The following is a 20,502-nucleotide window of genomic DNA, read 5'->3' as shown; positions in this document are numbered from 1 at the left end:
GGCTGCCTCAGCTGGTGTCGACCACCATCCAGTGGACGGCAGCGTTCGCGTCGCTGCTGAGGCCCCACCCGTCGGCCAGCTCGTCCAGGGTGGCGGCCACCTGCTCGATCTGACTCCGTGCTCGCGAGGGATCGCGGGAACTCGGGTGAGCGGTGCTCGAGCCCCCGTGCCAGCGCACCTCGAGACGGATCCGGTCCAGGTCCAGCCAGCGGATCTGGAGAGTGAGCCCGCGGGGTCCGAAGCGCAGTCCGTGCTCGGTCGCCGTGAGGGCAAGTGTCGCGAGACGCTGGGTGGTCGGTCCGGGCAACGCCCGGTCCTGCGCCCATCGCCTCGTCAAGGCCTCTGCGGTCTGCTCGATGGCCGGACCGCACACCAGATCGATGCGCGTGACCCCGACGGTCGGTTCGCCGGAACGGCTGGTGGATGAGGGCCACGGGATGCGTTGCGCTCTCATCGTCGCACTTCCCGAAGGACGGGTACGTGCGGCCGACTCCTTCGGGACGGGTCCCCTTCGACTTGCAGCAGGCCCAGGAGCCCGACGCGTCGCAGCGTGTCCAGGGTGCGACGCGAGGGACCTCGCAACAGGACCTCCACCTCGCGCGCCGAGCACCTTCGCTTGACCCACAGCAGTGCTGCAACGGTCGTGGAGGACACCTGCCGGATCGCCGACATGTCCACCACCACGACGCGGGGACCCATCTCGAGGGCCATGTCAAGGCGCCTTCGGAGGTCGTCGAACGCCTGCGAGAGCCCGGCTTCGCCAAGCAGCAATACCGGCGTCACGACGAGCTCCTCCGCCGTTCGTGGCTCCGGCGCCAACGTGAGGTGACGAGGGTCTGATGTCCTCATGGTGCTCACGTTTCCAGGGCTGTGTGACCGATGCAGTGACGGCAACATTGCAGCCTCATGACGAACCCTCGACGACCTCTGGGCAGTAGTGGCAAACCTCTTGTCCGGGGCCACAGACGATGTCTGGATGGAATTGGCCGCCGGAGATCCCGAGGCCGAAAGTTCCACCAAGGAGGCGAGTGAACCCATGCTCACGATCACTCCCGAAGCTCTCTTCGTCATGCGCCGCGTGACGGATCACCCCACCCTGAAGCCCACGTCCGGCCTGCGCATCGGCCGTCGTGCACAGCGCGGCGCGGCGCTGGAGGTGCGCGCGGTGGACGAGCCGCGTCCCGGCGACACGGTGCTCGAGGAGTGCGGTGCCCGGCTCTACCTCGGACCCGAGGCGGCTCGTCGCGTGGAGGGCGGAGAGCTGGACGCGATCACCGATCCGGTGGGTCGGGTGCACTTCGTCCTGCGAGCGACGGCTTGAAGACGCCATCGCTGGACACGGCACGCGCAATGCGCCGACTAGCGGTTCTCGACCGAGCGCGCGCCGTCGCCGTGCGGGTCGAACGGCGTCGGCGAGTGGCCCAGCAGTTGCGACGGGCTTGCTGAGCAAGTTCACGGCAACCACACCAGCATTCCGGGAAGGACGCTCCATGACAGAGACGCACGAGATCGGCATGGTCTACCTCGCCGCCAGCGACCTAGAGCTCGCTGATGCCGCCGACGACGTACGGGGGCTGCCCGTGGTGACGCAGCTCGGGCACCGCCTCGGGGAGGTCGAAGACCTGATCATCGACCCCGTCGAGCGTCGCGCCCGGCTGCTCTCGGTGGTGTCCGGAGGCATCCTTGGCCTCGGCGTCACCGAGCGCCTCGTCCCCGTCGAGGCGATCACCCGGGTGGACGATCGCGTACACGTCGACCGCCCGGAGCCAGCCGGCGATGGAGACGGACGACACCGCGGTGACCCAGCGGACCTCGCCGAGGAGGGCTACCAACCCGAGCTCGTCGACCGGCCGCCCTTCGCGGAGGTCTACGAGCGCTACGGCGTCATGCCCTTCTGGACCGCCGGCTACGTCGTCCCGTACTTCCTCCGTCGCTGAGCGAATCATCCCGAGCGCCCCTACCGTGGTGCCGTGTCGAAGACGCTCAGAGAACCAGCGAGGGACGTCGACGTGGTGCTCGAGACCGAGGTGCTGGTGGTGGGGTCCGGACCGGCAGGACTCTCCGCGGCCCTGGCCTCGGCCCGCGCGGGGGCCGAGACGACCCTGGTCGAGCGCTTCGGCTGCTTCGGCGGCAACATCACGGCCGTCGGTGTCGAGGGGATGGCGTGGTACCGCCGGGAGCGGACCGTGGAGGCCGACGGGATCGGACGCGAGTTCGAGCGGCGAGCCGAGGAGCTCGGGGCCGCGACGCAGGAGAGCCAGTCGCACTCGCTCGAGCTGGATGCCGAGGGGTTCAAGGTGGTCGCCGACGTGCTCGTCGAGGAGGCCGGCGTCCGGCCGATGCTGCACCGGCTGGTGGTCGCGCCGATCCTGGACGGCACGACGGTGCGCGGGGTGGTCACGGAGTCGAAGGCCGGACGCGAGGCCATCATCGCCCAGCGGGTCATCGACGCGACGGGCGACGCCGACCTGGCCCATCGGGCCGGAGCGCCCACGCACAAGACCCCGCGCGAGGAGATGCTCGCCGCCTCGGTGATGTTCCACCTCGCCGGTGTCGACAAGGCCGCCTTCCTGGCCGGCGTACGCGAGGACCCCCAGACCTACGCGGACTGGAGCGACGCCGACTGGGAGGTCATCACCGACGGGAAGGAGGACGACCTCTTCTCGCCCTACCTCCGCAAGCCGTTCGCGTCTGCGATCCGTGACCAGGTCATCCCGTCGAGCCTGACGACGCTCGGCGGCACCTGGGGAGCGATCCACGACAGCGGCGAGCTGACCTACATGAACATCGTGCACCTGCCTGGCATCGACGGCACCGACCCCGACGACCTGACCCGAGGCGAGATCGACGGCCGGCGCCAGGCGACGCACGCCATCGCCGCGCTGCGCCGCTACACCCGCGGCTGCGAGAACGCGCGGCTGCGCAACTTCGGGATGACCATCGGCATCCGGGACACCCGCAAGATCCACGCGGCCTACGACCTGACGGAGGGCGACGTCCGTGGCCAGGCGAAGTTCGAGGACTCCATCGGCATCTACCCCGAGTTCATCGACGGGTACGGCGTGCTCGTGCTGCCCACGACCGGTCGCTACTACGAGGTACCCCTGCGCAGCATGGTCCCGCGCGGCCTTCGCAACCTCCTCGTGCCGGGACGCTCCAGCGGCGGGGACAGGATCGCGCACGCCTCCACCCGCAACATGTCCTGCTGCGCCGTCCAGGGTCAGGGGGCCGGCGTCGTCGCCGCCGCCTCACTGAGGACCGGCCAGGACATGGACGCCGTCGACATCCGGACCGTCCAGGCCGAGCTCGCCCGCCAGGGTGTGCGACTGCACTGAACCGGAAGACCCGGACTCAGGCGTCGGTGGACCCAGGTTTCCCTGCCCGTCGCGGACGTAGGCGCACTTCGGTACGCCGGCAGCCCCCGGCCCCGGGCAGAGCTGCTCAGCGCGCCGGCGCAGGAGCTGGTGGCGCTCGACTTCGGGCCCCGGCTGCGGACGCTCTCGAGGAGACCGTCGAGCCACGTGAAGCGGAGGAGCTGGCCTGTAGGCCGGGGAGGGTTCTCGCCTGGCTGGAAGCCGTTGGCTGCGACTGAACATCTACTCTGACCTGCGCAAACGTGTTTGGCCACGTTGGCAACCGTTGGTTGCTTCTCGAATTCTTGGGGACCAGATGGGGACTGAAATCGCTGCAGGAGTAGGACCCCAACCGCTGACTACGTCTCCTCCGAGCCAGCGAGTTCACGAGAGTTCGGGGACGCCGATCCGGGCGAGCTCGTCGGCGATGGCGCGGATGCCTTTGTCCCCGGGGTGGGCGTGGTCGCTGGCGAGGTAGGGCTTGGGGTCCTGGGTTCCGTCGGGTCCGCCGAAGATGTGTAGGTAGTCGACGCACAGGGCTCCGTTGGCCTTCGCGATCCGGCAGGCAGCCGCTGTCTCTGCCTCGGCGACCTGGCGGTAGAACCGCACGCCGAAACCGGGGTCTGGGGCCTCCGACCAGCCGACGAACGGGTTGTCCGCGGATGTGACGCGAATTGCCGTGGGGCGTCCAGCGCGGAGCGTGGTGATCGCGTCGAGAATGCTGTGGTAGTTCGCGGCGAACCTGGGTGCGTAGGTCTGCAGGCACTTCCTCTGCGCCTGGTCGGGTGCGCATGTGCCTGGAGGGTAGACCCCGAAGGGGTCACTGTCGTTGCCGCCAACGGAGACGAGGACGATGTCAGCGGCAGCAACGGCCTCTTTGGTGGCGGCGTCGTTGGCTAGGCGGTCGGCGAGCCCGTCGGAGGTGCTCGCGTCGTCCGATCGGTCGTCCACGGTGACCGTCGTCCCGGTTTGGTCGCTGAGCTCGGCGGCGAACAGGTCCAGGTAGGTCTTCCCGCTGCTGTCTTGGGTCTTGGTGAAGGAGTCACCCAACCCGACGAGAGTCCACCCGGTGGCGGCTGGGCTTGCCGGAGTGCTCGACGACTCCGCGCTCGGCGCGGCCGACGAGGAGCCGGCCGTTGAGTCGGCCGTTGGGTCGGCGTTTGACGATGACGCGGACGAGCAGGCGCCGGTGGCTACGACCAGACAGATCGCGAGTGCGGCACGCGCAACCCCGGGACGGGCAGTGTGTGACACGGTGGCCTCCTAGTGAGTGCACTGTCTTCGACTCCCACCAGACCCCTCGGCTGCGGTCGTTGGTTCCCTCCGCCTCGCAATACAGTGCATGGAACGCGACTGCCTCGTCAGGGGGTCTGATCCCCGTGAGAGACCGAGCAGGACCGGAGGGCGCCATGGAGGTCGGCGAGGAATTCGCTTCCTACATGTCGGCGCGCTGGACCGGGCTGGTGCGGTCGCTGGTGATGCTTGGCTGCGAGGCCCACGAAGCGGAGGACGTCGTCCAGACGGCGCTGGTCCGTTGCTACTCAGCGTGGGACCGCGTGAGCCGGGCCGACGACCCGGACGCCTACGTCTACCGGAGCGTCCTCAACGTGTGGGCCAAGAGCCGGCGGCGACGCTGGTGGGGCGAACGTCCCACCAAGGTGCTTCCCGACCCCGGGATGGCCGATGGAGCAGAGGCCGTGCCGGTACGCCGTGACATCGAGCGAGCGCTGGGCCGGCTCAGTTCGGAGCATCGAGCCGTCCTGGTGCTGCGATTCGTGGCGGACCTTAGCGAGGCACAGGTCGCTGAAGTGCTCGGCATACCTCCCGGCACCGTGAAGAGCCGCACCGCCCGGGCGATCGCCCGGATCGATCTCGCCGACCTGAGGGAGGAGCTGTCATGACCGAGCACGACGCCGCGGACGTGCAGGGCCTCGTCACCGCGTTGCGCGAGCGTGTCGAGGTGTCTCCTGCCCCCGTGCATGAGGTGATGCGTCGGGGTGCCGCAAGGCGGACCCAGCGTCGCCGGGCTCTCTACGGCGGCCTCGCAGCGGCCGTAGCCGCGTCGGTCCTGGGGATCGCTGCGGTGACGGTGACACGCGGCGACGACAGGGTGGTCACGCCCGCACCGCCGGTCGGCGTGCCGTGGTGGGGAGACGACCGTCTTCACTTGGATGGCAAGACGATCTCGATCGGAGGCGTCACCCAGCTCGTGGAGGTGCCTGGCGGCGTCGTTGTGTTCGCCCTGGACCGCGCGGTCGAACGTGTCGACTTCGTAAAAGGCAGGAGCTTGGTCGGCAAGCACTGGCCTCCTAGCGGCACGTCGCATGTTGGTCGGCTGCTCGTCGACGACAGCACCGGTCACCTCGCCTGGCTCTCCCGCTCACCCAAGGGGCGACAGACCATCCAGGTCGTTGAGCTCGCCGCATCGCCCGGCTTCCGCCAGGTGAGCACACACGAGATAGACACGGCGTGGCCTGACGCGGTGCAGCTACGGGCCTTCGAGGACGGCGTCGTCTACTACGACCAGCGCGATGGTGGCGACCGCGCATGGCACATCGACACTGGTGAGGTTGACCAGCTCGGCACGGGTGCGAGCTATGTGATGGACGTCGAGGGCGACATGATGCTGACAATGCGCCCCGACGGCTCGGCGTACGACCTGAGAGCCGGCGGGGTCGTCCGCTGGAGCACAACGGTTCAGGCGTCCAGCTGGCAGTTCAGCCCCGACGGTCGCTGGCTGGTCGGCCGTCAGGAAGCAGGGGTGCGCCTCCTCGACACACTGACCGGCAACGAGCTGGTCACCGGCCTACCCCCCGGCGCCGATGTTGTTGCGGTTTCCCCCCGACTCGATGGCACGATCATGTACGCGGTCGGCGACACCCCAGACGGCCCGTTGGACCTGGTCGAGTGCAACCCGGACTCGGCCACGTGCGAGACGCTGCTGGAGGACGCCGCGTCAGACCCGGACATCGTGCTGCCCGAAGACTTGCCGCCAGTCTCCTGAGGAGCCGCTTCGTCGGAGCAGTTTGGTCGAGTCCGCGTCGATCAAGTGAATCTCGAAGTGGCTCGCGCTGCTCGCTCGATAACCGCCTCGACGTCACCGTCCGCATTCTCGAGGAGCCGCCGCCAAGGGCGGACATACCGAACAATTACTAACCTCACATCAAACGGGACATACCGAACAATTACTAACCTCACATCAAACGGCACGCATGCTACGGTGCTCCGTAGATCGGATCGCCCAGGTGGGCGGTCCGAATTGGCATTTCTGGGGCAGTTGTTGGTTGTTATCGGGTGTTTATGGAATGCATGGCGGGCTGAAGATCTATCGCGGCGCGGCGTCGGCGGCGAGGAGCTATGTCGAGGCCGACAGGTCGCGTGCCGATGACTACTACCTGACCGAGGGGACCGGTCTCGCCGAGTACTTCGCAGCCTCGCGCGACCCTGATGGCTTGGCCCGTGTCCGCCACTTGGGCTCCCTGAGTGGCGACGACTACGAGCGGTGGGTCGCCGGTCACGACCTCGCGACCGGGGATCCGAAGGGACGGTTGCGCACCGATGCGCAGGGGGTCCGGTTCGTCGAGGTCGTGGTCAACGGTCCGAAGACGTGGTCGATCGCTGCTGCGGTCCACCCCGAGGTGGCGGTCGCGTACGACGCCGCGCAGCAGCGGGCGGCGGGGGAGATCATCGGCTGGCTGGCCCAGCATGCAGCGACCCGGATCGGATCGCGCGGTTGCCAGGTGCAGGTCCCGGTCACGGAGATCGAGGCTGCCATGGTCCGGCATTACACCTCTCGTGCGGGTGACCCGCACCGCCATCTGCATCTCCAGATCAACGCCCGCGTCCTGGCTGCCGGTCGGTGGCGCGGCATCCACACCGTCGGCGTGCGCGACAGCCTCGAGGCCATCAATGGCATCGGTCATGCGGCCGTCATGTGCGACCCGGGCTTTCGTGCCGCGCTCGCGGCCCACGGGTACACCCTCGACGCCGACGGTGAGGTCACCCAGCTCGAGCCGTACGTCGGCGCGTTCAGTGCCCGCGCCGGCCAGATCCGCACCAACGTCGACCGCTACGAGGCCCAGTGGCGCGCAGACCACCCGCGAGAGGAGCCCGGCCCGGCACTGCGGCAGGCTTGGGATCGCCGCGCCTGGGCCGAGGCTCGCCCCGACAAGGTCGTTCCCGTCGACGCCTCGCGGATCCTGGCCAGCTGGACCGAGGAGCTGGGTGACCTCGGTTTCCGGGCACCCAACCGGCCGGCCGGGCTTGAGGTCGCCAGGGTCGGTGGGCTCGACCGCGACGCGATCGCCGAGACCGTCATCTCCCGGTTGGGCAGCCGTAGGTCGGCGTGGAACGCCGCTGACATCAGGGGTGAAGTCGAGCAACAGATCGCAGCAGCCGGAGTTGTCACGTCCGCGCAGGTGCGCGGTGAGCTGGCCGAAGACCTCACCGCCCGGCTCACCAGGACCTCACCGCGCCTGGTGGACCGCGACGACGTACCCGAGCACGTCCGCACGCTCACCTCGCCCCGAGTCGTCGCCGTCGAGAAGGACCTCACCAGTCGGCTCACACGACGCGGCCAGTACCCGGTGATCCGCGTCGAGGTACCCCCCAGTTATGCCCTCGACGAAACCCAGCACGAGGTGGTGGCGGCTCTGGTCGGCAGCAGCGCGCTGCTCGTCGTCGAGGGCGCAGCCGGTGCCGGCAAGACCAGGACCCTGGCCGAGGCACACACCTACCTGTGGGCTCAAGGGCGCCAGCTCGTCGTGGTGACCCCCACCCTCAAGGCAGCCCAGGTCGCCACCAGTGAGCTCGGCACGGCCGCCCACTCAGCCGCCTCCCTGATCCACACCTACGGCTTCAGTTGGGACCAGGACGGCCGCTGGACACGTCAGAGCCACGCACAGCCGACCATCCCGCTCGGCCCCGGGGACGTCCTCCTCGTCGATGAGGCAGGCATGCTCGACCAGGACGTCGCACTCGCCCTCCTCACCATCGCCGACGAAACCGGCGCCAGCCTGGCCCTGGTCGGTGACCGGCACCAGCTCCCCGCCGTCGGCCGCGGCGGCGTCCTCGACATCGCCGCCGCATGCGCCCACCCGCAGGGACGCCTGGCCCTCGACACCGTGCACCGCTTCGCTGACCCCGAGTACGCCAACCTCACGCTGCAGATGCGCACCGGCGACCACCCAGAGGAGGTCTTCGACGCGCTCCTCGCGCGAGGCGAGATCCGCATCCACGCCACCGAGGTCGAGCGACTCCATGCGCTCAGTGCAGCGCCAGGGCTCCTCATCGCCGACAGCCGCGAACAGGTCGCGCTGCTCAACGCCGCCGCCCGCGAACACCGCATCCTCCAACGTCACGCCAATTCGGAAGGACTCGAGGTCAGCACCACCGCCGGCGAACGCATCAGCGTCGGCGACCTGGTGGTCACCCGCCTCAACGACCACAACCTCGACGTGGCCAACCGCGAGACCTGGACCGTGACCAACGTGCGACCTACCGGCGCACTCGAGGTTCATGGTGACCGCGGGCACCGAACCCTGCCGGCTGGCTACGTCGCCCAGCATGTCCAGCTGGCCTACGCCACCACCGTCCACGGCGCGCAAGGTCAGACCGTCGACACCGCGCACCTCCTGGTCGGCGACTCGACGGGGGCTGCTTCGGCCTACGTCGGCATGACCCGAGGCCGACACAGCAACCACGCCCACCTGGTCGCCGACTCGGTCGAGGCGGCCCGCGCACAGTGGACCGCGATGTTCGCCCGTGACCGCGCCGACCTCGGCCCCACCAACGCCCAGTCGAGAGCCTGGGAAGACATTCAGCGGTTCGGCCTCCAACAGGCTTACACGCAGGGCGTCGAGACAGGAGGGGCGCCCCAGGAGATCACGTATCACCCGACGGCGCCGTCTCCACCTGGTGGCCCGTCCCGGTAAGACTGCCCGCCCGCCATGTCCGATCCGGACGGCGTGACAAGGCTTGTTCTTGTAGGACCACATTGATAGATGGCTGCAGAAGCAGCACAGGCAACAGGCCACACGCTTCCGCCTGGGTCCACCCTTCTATCCACAGGAGCGCTGATGACCGACCTCATCCACAGGACGGACGACGAACTACTCAGCGTGGCCGAGGCCGCCGCTATCGTGCGGGCGCCCGTCGCCACCCTGCGCTACTGGCGCCACCTCGGCACCGGCCCGCACAGCTTCAAGGTGGGACGGAGCGTCCGCTACTGGCGGTCCGAGGTGATCGCCTGGCTCGAAGCGCAGAGCTCCTGACGCTGCACAGACGGGCCTTCACGACAGGAGAGCCTGATGAGCAGCATCGCGAAGAGGGCCAACGGGAAGTGGCGGGCGCGGTACCGAGACGACTCAGGCCGACAGCACGCTCGCCACTTCGCCCGCAAGGTGGACGCGCAGCGGTGGCTCGACGAGGTCACCGCCGCCGTCGTGACCGGGCAGTACGTCGACCCGAAGGCCGGGAGGATCACCTTCCGCGAGTACGCCGAGCACTGGCGGCAGGCGCAAGTGCACAGAATCACCAGCCAGGCGCACATCGAGGGAATGCTGCGCCGGCACGCCTACCCGACCTTCGGCGACCGGCAGATCTCGACCATCCTTCCGTCCGAGGTTCAGGCCTGGGTCCGATTGCTCGGGACGTCGGACAAGCGAGCCAAGCGAAGGGCGCTCGCACCGGAGACGATCTCCGTCATTCACAGCGTTGTCTCCGCGATCATGCGGTCGGCGGTGCGGGACCGGAAGATCATCGCCAATCCGTGCGAGGGCACCCGACTGCCGTCGAAGGACCGGAAGCCGGTCATCCCGCTCACCACTGAGCAGGTCGATCACCTCCGCGAACTGATGCCGCCCGAGCTTCAAGCGCTGGTGACATTCACGGCGGGTACGGGGATGCGTCAGGGCGAGGTGTTCGGTCTGACCGTTGACCGGATCGACTTCCTGCGCCGAGAGGTGCGCGTCGACAGGCAGCTGCTGACGAGGCTGGGCCGACGGACAGAGTTCGGGCCGCCGAAGACCCCGGCGAGCGTCCGCACCATCCCGCTCCCGCAGGTGGTGGTCGATGCGCTTGCCGCGCACTTGGCAGAGCACCCGGCGGGGGAGCACGGCCTCGTCTTCACCCTCGCACGGGCACCGATCACCCGGCAGGCCTTCGGCCATGTCTGGCGACCGGTCGCCCGCGCGGTCGGCCTCGAACCGGGCACCGGCATGCACGCCCTGCGGCACTACTACGCGTCGCTTCTCATTCGGTTCGGGGAGAGCGTGAAGACGGTCCAGGTGCGCCTGGGGCACGCCTCGGCAGCCGAGACGCTGGACACCTACAGCCACCTCTGGCCGGACTCGGACGACCGCACCCGCGCCGCGGTCGACTCGGTTCTTGGGCGGGCCGCCGCGGACCGGTTGACGCGAACCCTCGACGTATAGCCGACGGCGAGGGCCAGCGCTCTCATCACTTTCAGCAGGTCGGCGGCCCAGTTCCGAGCCGAACTAGCGTGCCCGCCGTCGCCGTCGCCGTCGCCGTCGCCGTCGCCGTCGCCGTGGCCGCCGACCTCGTCGCGGTCATGCGAGGCCCAGAATGACGCTCGGGTAGCAGCTGTCCGGCGTCATTGAGCACGTCAGCCATCGCTCGCTCAGGTGACGCGGAACTGTCGGAAACGGGCCGGAATCCGACGCTCTTGATGTCGGGTCCGGACGCTCCGTGCTCGTCAGACGCATAACCCTAGTTCAGAAACCTGGGCCAGCCGGAGGCTCGACCTGAAGCTACGACCAACTCCGCGCAGATGGGTCCCAGGTCTTGTCCCTGACCTCACCCCGAAGCACCGGGTCAACGAGCTCGATGCAACCGGTGAGCACGTCTGCGAACTCGGCGGGCAACTGGTCCAGCTTCAACTTGCGGCGCCACTGGGCCCACTTCGTCTGCGCAAGTTCTGCGTATCCGACCAGCGCGCGCTCGAGCGCATCCAGGTCCGCGTCACGATGCGCAGCCACCTGCTCGATGGCTGCTTGGAGATCGCCGCCACGGAGGGCGTGGTTGTGAGACAGGGTCCAGATGTCACCGAAGTCGCGCCACCGGGTGCTTGCGGTGCCGCGCTGAGCGGCAGTGACGATCTTCTCCGCGAGGGCCATTTCCATCGGGTAGCCGAGGACCTCGATATCGGGCCCGTCGAGCAGTCGCGGGACCGCCACGTCCTGCGGGGCGGGCCAGATCGGGTCTCCGACGCTGACGTCGACGTGGGAGGCGGCTCTTGCCGAAGCAAGGGTTACGTTAATGGACACGCGGACGCCGGAGTATTCGTCGGAGTCACGGATGACTTCTGCATGCGCGCTGGCGATGTCGAAGACCAGGCCGTCGGCGACGGCGGGAGCGGTCGAAGCGACGGCTTGGACGACGCCGAGGACGTGGGAGGCGTCGTTGTCCAGGTCGATGCCCGCCAGGTCAACGTCGCGGGTCGGTCGGCGGTCCCCGAACGCCGCAAGCAAGACGCCGCCCTTGAGCACCAGCTGGTCGACGTAGGTGCTGACCGACAGTCGGGCGAGGAATCCTTCGAGCGCGTAGAGCTGGATCAGTTCGTCTGTGGTTCTGCCGTCCCTGCGTGCCTTGTTCTGGAGATCGAGGTAGGCGCGGCCCTCGACCGTGGCGCGGGATACGGGGGTCATAGGAGGATCTCTAAACTGCGGCGGATGGCCGCGTGGGCCTTTGGGAAGTCGGCTGCCATGGCGATGAGATGCCCGGGCTGGGAGCCGCGACGTCGTAGCCAGCGCCGGAGTGCTTCGTTTCCGGCTTCGTAGCCTTCGGTTTCGCGCATCCTGAAGGCGTCGATGATGGATCGTTCGGCGTTGTAGAGCCCGATAGTGGTTTCCTTGTCGAGTTGGAGGGTTTGTCGTCCGATGTCGAACGTTCGCTTGTCGAAGGTGTGCCAGTCGACAGGCGTCTGAGTTTCGGCTGGCCGCATGCCGCGTGGGATCGCGATGTCGTAGGCGCCGGGGATGGCGTCGGTCAGATCGTGCCGGGCCAGTGCGCTGGTGAGGCACAGGGTGGCTAGAGGTCGGCGGCCGGCGATTTCGATGAGGTCGAGGTCGCCTTCTGCTTCGGCTTTCCTGTACAGGCCTCTGTTCAGTTGCAGGATGAGGCCGGTCGCTAGGAGGGTTCGGAAGCGGCGCTCGTTCATCAGTTCTCGGGCGTCGGAGTACCTGAAGGTCTGCGGGAGACGTCGCATGGCGGCGTCGTTGAGTTCTGACATGGCAGCCTCCTCCCGGGTTTACCTCACGATGTAGGAAAGAGCATACAGTTATGGCATTACTGTGCGCAGTTTCCTACAACACAGTTGGCGTGTGCCAACTGAACCTAGGTCGACGTGGTTCGGGATGAACCGGCCTGAACTGGCCTGAACTGGCCACGGAAATCGCCACACCGATGCGTTGGCGGTGGTGATCACCACGAGCTGGACCGGCTGGATGAGCTGGATGAGCTGGATGAGCTGACCGCCCTGGCCGATCTCGTCGATCTGCGCGTCGTTTACCTCGGCGACCTCGTCTTGCTGCTGCTGCTCGTGCTGCACCTGCTCTTCATCGTCGTGATCGTGATCGTGATGTGGGCGATTCATTCGAGTGCACTTGAAGCCCGACTCACGACCGCCCCTGCAGGACCGCTACTCGATCAGCCAGAATCGGTGCCCCGGCGCAGCACCCCCCGTGGCGCTGGGGGCACCGTCACGTCTCCACGACCCACATCCGGATACGCCGCGACTCGTGCGGGTCGAGAGGTGCGTCCAATTCGCCGCGATGGCAGCAACCGAGGTGAGCCCGCGGCCGACCGATCCCACTGGTCCAGCTCGGCGAGCGCGGAAGCTCGCCCGAAGGAGGCGCTGACGTCTCTGCGGCGTAGCCGCAGGACGCCAGCAGCACGTCTGGCCAGACCCGGACGACCGCACCAAAGCGACCGCTGACGCTTCCTCGAACATTCCTCGGAGAACCGTGCAAGTAAAGTCTTGGGGACTCTTTGGGGACTACATCGGTGTCGTGATCACGTTTTCGCAGGTCAGCGGCCTGAGGCGGAGGAGCTGGCCTGTAGGCCGGGTTCTGTCCCCGGTGACCTCACGGTCGTCCGGGGGGCGACCATCCATCTACGACCACCGTTGCCGGCGGCCTCCTGCGGTCTACCCGCGTACTCGGGCGGGCCGCCCTCGAACGCACGCTGTTCGACCTTGCTCCGGGCGGGGTTTGCCGAGCCGACCGGGTCGCCCCGGTCGCTGGTGGTCTCTTGCACCACCGTTTCACCCTTACCGACTCGAACCGAGGTCCGTGCCGGCGGTCTGTTCTCTGTGGCACTGTCCCGCGGGTCACCCCGGGTGGGTGTTGCCCACCGCCCTGCCCTGTGGAGCCCGGACCTTCCTCGACCCACGCCCGAAGGCGTGTGCCGCGGTCGCCCGGCCAGCTCCTCCGCACCGCCGAGGGTAGCGCCGACGACACGCGATGTCTGCCCAGCGATGTCAGCCCAGCGATGTCAGCCCAGCGTCACCGTCGCGTCATCGATGAGGAACGACGTCGCGTGCCGCGAGCTCTCCGTCACGGTGAACGCGAGGGTCACCGTCTGTCCGGCGAACGCCGACAGGTCGACCGTGTGCCGGTGGTAGCCGCGTCGTTCGTCGAGGTTGCTGAACCGGGTCAGCGTCTTGTTGCCCACCTTGACGACGAGCTTGTCGTAGGCCGTGCGCTCGGTGGTCTCGTCCGAGCCGATGTGGAGGTAGTACGACAAGGTGGCGCGGCAGCCGGTGGGGATCGTGACCCTCTGGCTGAGCTGGGTGGTGCGCTTCTCGCCGTACCCGCCCAGCCAGGCCTTCCAGTCACCCGAGTGCGAGGGCTGGTCGTCGGAGTCGTCGATGACGTCCCGCGTCGCCAACCAGGGTCGCGCCACGCCCGACTCGAAGCCGGGGTTGCCGAGCAGCTGCCCCGTGCACGGCGCAGGGACTCCGCCGCCCGCCCCGCACGTCGGCTCACCGGACTTGGCGGGCACGCTGACGGCGTCCCACGCCGCCTTGACCTGGCTGAACAAGGCGCAGGTCGGGTCGAGGTTCTTGGCGGCAGTCACGGTCCACAGCCGGTACTTCGGGTACGACGTCGTCGAGGTCTTCATCAGCATCGCGTGGTACAGGACCTTGATCGCCGACCGGATGCCGGCTCCGGTCACCTTCGCGCCGTTGCACGTCGGGCTGACCGGCTGGCCGTTGGTCGGGTGAGAGCCCTCGGCCAGCAGGTAGAACCAGTGGTTGCCGACACCGGCAGCGTCGTGGGTCTCGGTGCTGGTGATCTTCGCCCTGTCGAAGCAGCCGGGGTCGCCGAGGGCAGCAGGGTCGTACATGTTGCGGATCACCTTGTCGCCCTCCTCGCCGACGACGTAGTCGGGCTTGTCGAGCGCATTGTTGGCGAACCACTCCGTCGCCGCACCGAACGTGTCGGCGACGAACTCCGCGGTCGTGTCGTCCGACAGGCCGCCGGGGGTGTGGTCGTCGATGCCGTGCCCGAACTCGTGGGCGACCACGTCGGTCCACGACATCCAGGTGCCGGACCTCTGGTGCCCGATCGTCACCGACTCCCCGTCGGTGTAGAAGGCGTCGACCTCGTCCAAGCCCATCTTGATCGGCACCCAGCCGCCCTTGCCGTCCATGCCGTTGCGACCCAGCCACCGGGTGAGCATCTGGCGCTCCTGCTCCACGACGTACATCGCGTCGGCACAGGCCGTCTCGAGGTCGGTCCGGCTGCCGTTGCCCCAGTCGTCGTCGGATCCGGCAAACACCTTGCCGCTGCTGTAGTTCTGGCAGGCCAGGTGGGTCTGCTGCGGGTGGCTCATCGAGTACGTCGAGCCGCTCGTGGTGGTCGGGATCGGCACCGTTCCGGCGTGTGCGGTGTGGCCGGTGCCGGCCCTCACACCGCGCTCGGTGGCCAGGCGTGCGCCGCTGCGGGCGTCCACGTAGACCGTCTCGCTCACCGGCTGTCCGTGGTCACGGCCGTTGACCCGCACTTCCCACGCCAGGTGTGACCGGGCACCCTGCCACACGACCAGGGCTGGCCTTGCTGTGCTGGTGACGCGCCCGACCTGCTGCCGGGCGAGCCTGGCGGCGCGGGCTCGCGACACCTGCGCCGACGTCGAGGAGAGGCGGACCTCGCTCCGCTGCGCCACCGAGGTGGCGACCACCCGACCGGCGTCGTCCGTCACCACCACGAAGTCTCCACCGACGACTGGCAGGCCGCGGTAGGTGCGTTCGTAGGGCGCGTAGTGCAGGCCGTCGACGCTGATGACCTCCTGGGCGAGGAACGCCTCATGAGCGCTCGCGTGCAGCACCGGTGCGCGAGCCTCGATGAGCGCCCGGGACGAGGAGGTGTGCTCGTGCGGGGCCGCGGCATCGGCAGCCGGGGCCGGACCGCTCAACACCGTGGCGACCACCGCGGCAGACAGGGACAGGGACAGGGACAGGGACAGGGACTGGGACAGGGACTGGGACAGGGACTGGGACAGGGACTGCTTGAGAGACATGGCGGTGGATTCCTTCGATCGTCTTTCGGACACGATGTGGGGACCGCCAGGGTGGGGTCTGCGCGTTGGTCCGGTCTGTCCCGGCACGGACACACACGCAAGGACACCGGGCCGCCCGCCCCCCGAGAGGCGGACGACCCGGTGTCGTCAGAGGTGTGGACTCAGCCCAGGTTGAGCGCCGTGTCGTCGATGACGAACGACGTCTGGAGCGAGGAGTCCTCGGTGCCGGTGAAGCTGATCGTCACCGTCTGGCCCGCGAAGGACGAGACGTTGAACGAGCGCAGCGTGTAGCCGGCAGCCTTGTTGAGGTTGCTGTAGGTCGCCAGCGTGGTGGATCCGACCTTCACCGTCAGCTTGTCGTACTGGGTGATGGACGTGGTCTCCGCCGAGTCGATGTGCAGGTAGAACGACAACGTCGCCGCGCAGCCCGCAGGGATCGAGACCGACTGGCTCAGCGTGTCGGTGTGCGTGGTGCCGTAGCCGTCGAGCCAGGCCTTCCAGCTGCCCGTGCGGGCGGGCTGGCTGGTCGAGCTGTCGACCACGCCGGCCGAGGACGACCACGGTGCGGCCGAGCCTGTCTCGAAGCCGGGGTTGCCGAGCTTCTGGCCCGAGCAGCCGCCGCCACCGCCACTGATGGTGAAGGTGAAGGCCGTGGAGCCGCTGCCGCTACCACCGCTGCCGGTGGCCGTGGCGGTCACGTTGTAGGTGCCGGCCGTGGTCGGTGTTCCCGAGACGGTGCCGGTGGACGAGCCGATGGTGACGCCCGGAGGGAGGCCGGTCGCCGACCAGGTGTACGGCGCGGTGCCACCCGACGCGGACAGGGTGAACGAGGTGATCGCCGTACCGACCGTGCCGGACCTGCTGCCCGGGTTGGTGACGGTCACACCGCCGGTCGAGCCGCAGGTCGGGTCGGCGGTCTGCGCGGGGACGCTGACGGCGTTCCAGGCAGCCTTGACCTTGTTGTAGAGGCCGCAGGTGGCATCGAGGTTCTTCGCCGCGGTGAGCGTCCAGGTGCGGTACTTCAGGTAGGACGACGCCGACGTCTTCATCAGCATCGCGTTGTACATGATCTTCTGGGCGTTCTGGATGCCGACGCCGGTCAAGGTCGTGCTGTTGCACGTCGGGCTCGTCGGCTGGCCGTTGGTCGGGTTGGTGCCCTCCGCCAGCAGGTAGAACCAGTGGTTGCCGGGACCGGCCGCCGAGTGCACCTCGTCGTTGGGCGTCGAGGAGCTGTAGCAGTTGGCGTCACCGGCGAGCGAGGGGTTGTACATGTAGCGGATCGGGCCGGAGCCGACCAGGTTGACCTCCTCGCCGACGGTGTAGTCGGCGGGGTCGTTGGGGTTGTTGGCGAACGCCTCGGTGGCCGCGCCGAAGGTGTCGGCCACGAACTCCTGCGTGCCGCCGCCGGAGATGCCGCCGGGGGTGGTGTCGTCGATGCCGTGGCCGAACTCGTGGGCCACGACGTCGATCGATCCGATCCACTTGCCTCCGGTCTGGGTGTGACCGACTTGCACCTGGGTGCCGTCGTAGTAGGCGTTGACGTCGTTGAGGCCGACGCGGATCGGCACCCAGCCGCCGGATCCGTTCATCCCGTTGCGGCCGAGCCACGACGAGAGCATCAGGCGCTCCTGGTCGGCGGCGTAGTAGGCGTCGGCGCAGCCGGTCTCGCGGTTGGTGGCGTCGCCGTTGCCCCAGATGTCGTCGGTGCCGGTGTAGAGCACGTTGCCGGTCGCGTTCTGGCACACGAGCGTGGTGGCGTTGGGGTTGCGCAGCGAGTAGGTGCCGCTGGACAAGGTGGTCGGGAAGGTCACCGTGCCGCTGTAGGCGGTGTGGCCGGTGCCTGCTGCGACCTGCTCCTCGGATGCGAGGACCTTGCCCGATCCGGCGTCGACGTAGACGTTCTGGATCGAGGGCCGGCCGGCGTCGCGGCCGCTGACCTTGGTCTCCCACGCCAGGTGCGAGGTGGCTGCCTGGAAGACGACGAGGCGGGGTGCGTCGGCGTCCTTGACCTTGTTGAGCTGCCGCTGGGAGAGGGTGGAGGCGCGACTCTTGAGCACCCGCGGCTTGGTGGTGCCCAGGTCGATCTTGCTGGTCTGCGCCACGGAGGTGGCGAGCAGGTGGCCGGTGGCGTCGGTGACGACCACGAAGTCGCCGCCCACGACCGGCAGTCCCTTCCAGGTGCGCTCGTAGGGCGCATAGCTGACCTCGCCGCTCGAGACCACTGGCAGCGCGACGAAGCCGTCGTACCTGCTGATCTCGAGCCGCGGGTCCCTGCTCGCGATCAACGCGCTGGCCGCCTTGGTGGCCATCGCCTTCGCATCGTGCCGGCCGCCGCCGGTGCCCGCAGCCTTGTCACCCGACGCCGCACCGGCTGGTGCGCCGAGCGGAGTGATCGTGAGCAGGGCTCCCGCGAGAACGGCGGCTGTGAGTCCGCCGAGGTGTCTGCGCCGACATGTGGGGCCAAACCTTGTCCGGGACATTCCTTCTCCTGTGTTTCTGGCCCTCGTGGGGCCATCCCAAGAGGGCGGCGAAGGCTGCCTGGTGGACATGTCCGGTGGACCTGCCTGCCGCCCGAGGCGACGGCACGGACTGTGTCGAGGCCGTTGCGCAGACTCGCAACAGCGTCGCGGACGGGTCAACGGAGCGGGTGACTCATCTTCGTGCAATGCACAAAGTTGGTGATGCCTCGGGTCCACTAGCCCGAACGGGTCATCAGCTGATAGGCCCAGCGTGTCATTCCGTCCCGTGGTGCGGCCTGGGTAACGTGCTGGGGTAGCCCGGAGGAAAACCCATGCTCCCTGTCACACATCGATCCCGGCAGTCACCCGCGCTGGTCGCGCTGGCGCTGGTCGTCGCGCTGCTGCCGGGCCTGACGGCTGGAGTTGCCCGGGCAGATGACCCGACGTGCGTCGGTAGGGCCGAGTACCGCCAGATCCACGGCGGGATGACGTTCCAGAAGCTCACCCAGCTCGTCGACGGTCAGACGCCGTTGGCCGACCGTGAGATCAACAGCCGGCTGCGGGTCCGCTGGTACGCCGCCTGCGACGGCTGGCAGCCGGTCAAGGACGTCGCCGTTCGCTACCACAAGCCGGTCGTGGGCCGCCGCACGGTCGCCGGCAAGAAGCTCGGGATCTACCAGGAGGAGCCCACTCCCACGGATGGCCCGACCGATGGCCCGACCAATGGTCCGACCGATGGCCCGAAGCCGGGCCCGCGGCACCCGCACAAGTGATGCCGCGCCAGGGATGGGCCCCCCAGGATGGTGGGCTAGGGATGAGTGAGGATCTCGGCGCCGGACTGGGTCACCAGCAGGGTGTGCTCGAACTGGGCTGACCGTCGTCCGTCCCTGGTGACGACCGTCCAGCCGTCGTCCCACATCACCCACTCATGGGTGCCGAGGTTGAGCATCGGCTCGATGGTGAAGGTCATGCCGACCTGGATCTCGTCGTCGTACATCGGCGCGTCGTAGTGGGGGACGATCAGACCCGAGTGGAACGCCGTGCCGATGCCGTGGCCGGTGAAGTCGCGCACGACGCCGTAGCCGAAGCGCTTGGCGTAGGACTCGATGACCCGCCCGATCACATTGAGGCGGCGCCCGGGCTTGACCGCGGCGATGCCGCGCATGAGGGCCTCGTGGGTGCGCTCGACGAGAAGACGCGTCTCCTCGTCGACGTCGCCGGCCAAGAAGGTCGCGTTGGTGTCGCCGTGCACGCCGTTGATGAAGGCGGTGATGTCGATGTTGACGATGTCGCCGTCCTCGATCACCCGGGCATCCGGGATGCCGTGGCAGATGACCTCGTTGACGCTGGTGCACAGCGACTTCGGGAAGCCCTTGTAGCCCAGCGTGGAGGGGTAGGCGCCGTGGTCGCAGAGGAACTCGTGCCCGACGCGGTCGAGCTCGTCGGTGGTCACGCCGGGTTGCACGTGAGACCCGACCAGCTCGCGCGCCTGCGCGGCCAGCCTGGCGGCGATGCGGATCCGCTCGATGGTGTCGGCGTCCTTGACCTCCGAGCCGGTGAAACGCTCGGGGCCGGGCTTGTCGACGTACTCCGGCCGGGCGATGGCGTCGGGCACTGCCCGGCGTGGAGAGATCAGAGCAGGAGCCACGGGTGTCACGCGCCTCAGTCTAAGTTGTGGTCATGGGCGACTCGGACTCCGGCAAGTTCTGGTTCTGCGTGAAGCACCGACGCGTCGAGTCGGGCGGGGGGATCTGCCCGCCGATCGACCGGCTCGGTCCCTACGCGACGTCCGAGGATGCCGAGCGAGCCTTGACCAAGGCGGCCGAGCGCAACGAGGACTGGGACAACGACCCCCAGTGGAATGATCTCGGGAACGACCCCGAGTGAGGCGAGGGAAGGTCTCGCCCTGGCCGTTCGTGGGGATGATCGGGATGGCGGCGGCCTTCTTCCTGTACGCCGCGTCCGGGCTGCTGGTGCCGCTCTGGGCGCTCGCGGGGCTGATGTTCGTCTGGCTGGTGCTGTTCGTGACCGCGTGCCGGTGGTGGACGCCGCACCCGCGGCGGGTCCTGCTGCCGCCGGTGATCGCGGTCGTCCTCTGGTTCGCCGTCGTCTCCGCGGGCGGCGCCTGGCTCGGCTGGACCGCCTGAGCC

Annotated in this window: 20 protein-coding genes, 1 other RNA gene and 1 pseudogene; 12 read left to right on the top strand and 10 right to left on the bottom strand. The window is 68.4% G+C overall.

Annotated elements, in window-relative coordinates; all coding sequences use genetic code 11:
• Positions 1–7: 7 nt before the first annotated feature.
• Both ISU10_RS03640 and ISU10_RS24020 read right to left on the bottom strand, forming a co-directional pair.
• The gene (locus ISU10_RS03640) at positions 8–454 is read right to left on the bottom strand and encodes a hypothetical protein (RefSeq protein WP_194695004.1); all 447 of its coding nucleotides are present in this window, start codon (positions 452–454) and stop codon (positions 8–10) included.
• Positions 451–849 carry an STAS domain-containing protein gene (locus tag ISU10_RS24020; RefSeq protein ID WP_194695003.1) on the bottom strand — a complete coding sequence of 133 codons (399 nt, stop codon included), beginning with the start codon at positions 847–849 and terminating at the stop codon, positions 451–453. Before ISU10_RS24020 ends, ISU10_RS03640 begins: the two co-directional genes overlap by 4 nt.
• A 127-nt stretch (positions 850–976) precedes the next feature.
• Between ISU10_RS24020 and ISU10_RS03630 the strand changes: the two genes are divergently transcribed.
• From ISU10_RS03630 to ISU10_RS03620, 3 genes are all read left to right on the top strand, one after another.
• Entirely contained in the window at positions 977–1,321 is a 345-nt protein-coding gene (locus ISU10_RS03630; protein WP_194695002.1) for a Fe-S cluster assembly protein HesB, read from the top strand.
• Positions 1,322–1,490: 169 nt separating this feature from the next.
• Positions 1,491–1,937, top strand: a complete 447-nt coding sequence (locus tag ISU10_RS03625) for a PRC-barrel domain-containing protein (RefSeq protein WP_194695001.1) — start codon at positions 1,491–1,493, stop codon at positions 1,935–1,937.
• A gap of 33 nt (positions 1,938–1,970) precedes the next feature.
• On the top strand, positions 1,971–3,335 hold the full coding sequence (locus ISU10_RS03620) for an FAD-dependent oxidoreductase (RefSeq protein WP_194695000.1): 1,365 nt from the start codon (positions 1,971–1,973) through the stop codon (positions 3,333–3,335).
• Positions 3,336–3,737: 402 nt separating this feature from the next.
• Here the strand turns inward: ISU10_RS03620 and ISU10_RS03615 are convergent, their stop codons facing one another.
• The gene (locus tag ISU10_RS03615) at positions 3,738–4,607 is read right to left on the bottom strand and encodes an SGNH/GDSL hydrolase family protein (protein WP_370864686.1); all 870 of its coding nucleotides are present in this window, start codon (positions 4,605–4,607) and stop codon (positions 3,738–3,740) included.
• Positions 4,608–4,732: 125 nt separating this feature from the next.
• Here ISU10_RS03615 and ISU10_RS03610 point away from each other — a divergent pair, with 125 nt between their 5' ends.
• From ISU10_RS03610 to ISU10_RS23755, 6 genes and pseudogenes are all read left to right on the top strand, one after another.
• A complete protein-coding gene (locus tag ISU10_RS03610) occupies positions 4,733–5,254 on the top strand; it encodes a SigE family RNA polymerase sigma factor (RefSeq protein ID WP_370864685.1) in 522 nt (173 codons plus the stop codon).
• Complete coding sequence (locus tag ISU10_RS03605; RefSeq protein ID WP_194694998.1) at positions 5,251–6,357, top strand: WD40 repeat domain-containing protein; 1,107 nt, start codon at positions 5,251–5,253, stop codon at positions 6,355–6,357. The genes ISU10_RS03610 and ISU10_RS03605 overlap by 4 nt, the downstream gene beginning before the upstream one ends.
• 301 nt (positions 6,358–6,658) lie before the next feature.
• Entirely contained in the window at positions 6,659–9,286 is a 2,628-nt protein-coding gene (mobF, locus tag ISU10_RS03600) for a MobF family relaxase (protein WP_194694997.1), read from the top strand.
• Between the two features lie 144 nt (positions 9,287–9,430).
• A complete protein-coding gene (locus ISU10_RS03595) occupies positions 9,431–9,625 on the top strand; it encodes a helix-turn-helix transcriptional regulator (RefSeq protein WP_194694996.1) in 195 nt (64 codons plus the stop codon).
• Positions 9,626–9,661: 36 nt separating this feature from the next.
• Positions 9,662–9,781, top strand: a pseudogene (locus ISU10_RS24345) (tyrosine-type recombinase/integrase); the annotation flags it as partial.
• 15 nt (positions 9,782–9,796) lie between these two features.
• On the top strand, positions 9,797–10,786 hold the full coding sequence (locus tag ISU10_RS23755) for a tyrosine-type recombinase/integrase (RefSeq protein WP_370864683.1): 990 nt from the start codon (positions 9,797–9,799) through the stop codon (positions 10,784–10,786).
• Positions 10,787–11,122: 336 nt separating this feature from the next.
• Here ISU10_RS23755 and ISU10_RS03585 read toward each other — a convergent pair whose 3' ends face one another.
• The 6 genes from ISU10_RS03585 to ISU10_RS03560 form a co-directional block, all read right to left on the bottom strand.
• Positions 11,123–12,019, bottom strand: coding sequence for a nucleotidyl transferase AbiEii/AbiGii toxin family protein (locus ISU10_RS03585; protein ID WP_194694994.1), 897 nt, complete (start codon positions 12,017–12,019; stop codon positions 11,123–11,125).
• Positions 12,016–12,603 carry a type IV toxin-antitoxin system AbiEi family antitoxin domain-containing protein gene (locus tag ISU10_RS03580; protein WP_194694993.1) on the bottom strand — a complete coding sequence of 196 codons (588 nt, stop codon included), beginning with the start codon at positions 12,601–12,603 and terminating at the stop codon, positions 12,016–12,018. The genes ISU10_RS03585 and ISU10_RS03580 overlap by 4 nt, the downstream gene beginning before the upstream one ends.
• A 48-nt stretch (positions 12,604–12,651) precedes the next feature.
• Positions 12,652–12,921 (bottom strand): hypothetical protein, encoded by a 270-nt coding sequence (locus ISU10_RS03575; protein ID WP_194694992.1) that lies wholly within the window; start codon positions 12,919–12,921, stop codon positions 12,652–12,654.
• 493 nt (positions 12,922–13,414) lie between these two features.
• Positions 13,415–13,800: RNase P RNA component class A (gene rnpB, locus ISU10_RS03570), an RNA gene on the bottom strand.
• A gap of 65 nt (positions 13,801–13,865) precedes the next feature.
• Positions 13,866–15,893 (bottom strand): M4 family metallopeptidase, encoded by a 2,028-nt coding sequence (locus ISU10_RS03565; RefSeq protein ID WP_194694991.1) that lies wholly within the window; start codon positions 15,891–15,893, stop codon positions 13,866–13,868.
• 161 nt (positions 15,894–16,054) lie between these two features.
• A complete protein-coding gene (locus ISU10_RS03560) occupies positions 16,055–18,373 on the bottom strand; it encodes a M4 family metallopeptidase (RefSeq protein WP_194694990.1) in 2,319 nt (772 codons plus the stop codon).
• 311 nt (positions 18,374–18,684) lie between these two features.
• Between ISU10_RS03560 and ISU10_RS03555 the strand changes: the two genes are divergently transcribed.
• Positions 18,685–19,125, top strand: coding sequence for a hypothetical protein (locus ISU10_RS03555; protein WP_194694989.1), 441 nt, complete (start codon positions 18,685–18,687; stop codon positions 19,123–19,125).
• A 35-nt stretch (positions 19,126–19,160) separates the two neighbouring features.
• On the opposite strand, the gene map is transcribed toward ISU10_RS03555, so the two are convergent.
• The gene (map, locus tag ISU10_RS03550; RefSeq protein ID WP_370864682.1) at positions 19,161–20,009 is read right to left on the bottom strand and encodes a type I methionyl aminopeptidase; all 849 of its coding nucleotides are present in this window, start codon (positions 20,007–20,009) and stop codon (positions 19,161–19,163) included.
• 23 nt (positions 20,010–20,032) lie between these two features.
• Here map and ISU10_RS03545 point away from each other — a divergent pair, with 23 nt between their 5' ends.
• Together ISU10_RS03545 and ISU10_RS03540 are read left to right on the top strand one after the other, a co-directional pair.
• On the top strand, positions 20,033–20,239 hold the full coding sequence (locus ISU10_RS03545) for a hypothetical protein (RefSeq protein WP_194694988.1): 207 nt from the start codon (positions 20,033–20,035) through the stop codon (positions 20,237–20,239).
• Positions 20,236–20,499 carry a hypothetical protein gene (locus ISU10_RS03540; RefSeq protein ID WP_194694987.1) on the top strand — a complete coding sequence of 88 codons (264 nt, stop codon included), beginning with the start codon at positions 20,236–20,238 and terminating at the stop codon, positions 20,497–20,499. Before ISU10_RS03545 ends, ISU10_RS03540 begins: the two co-directional genes overlap by 4 nt.
• The last annotated feature ends 3 nt before the right edge of the window (positions 20,500–20,502 follow it).

Source organism: Nocardioides agariphilus, from assembly GCF_015352445.1.
GTDB lineage: Bacteria > Actinomycetota > Actinomycetes > Propionibacteriales > Nocardioidaceae > Nocardioides > Nocardioides agariphilus.
The sequence above is the reverse complement of the archived record's forward strand: the minus strand, read 5'-3'. Positions and strand labels throughout refer to the sequence as shown.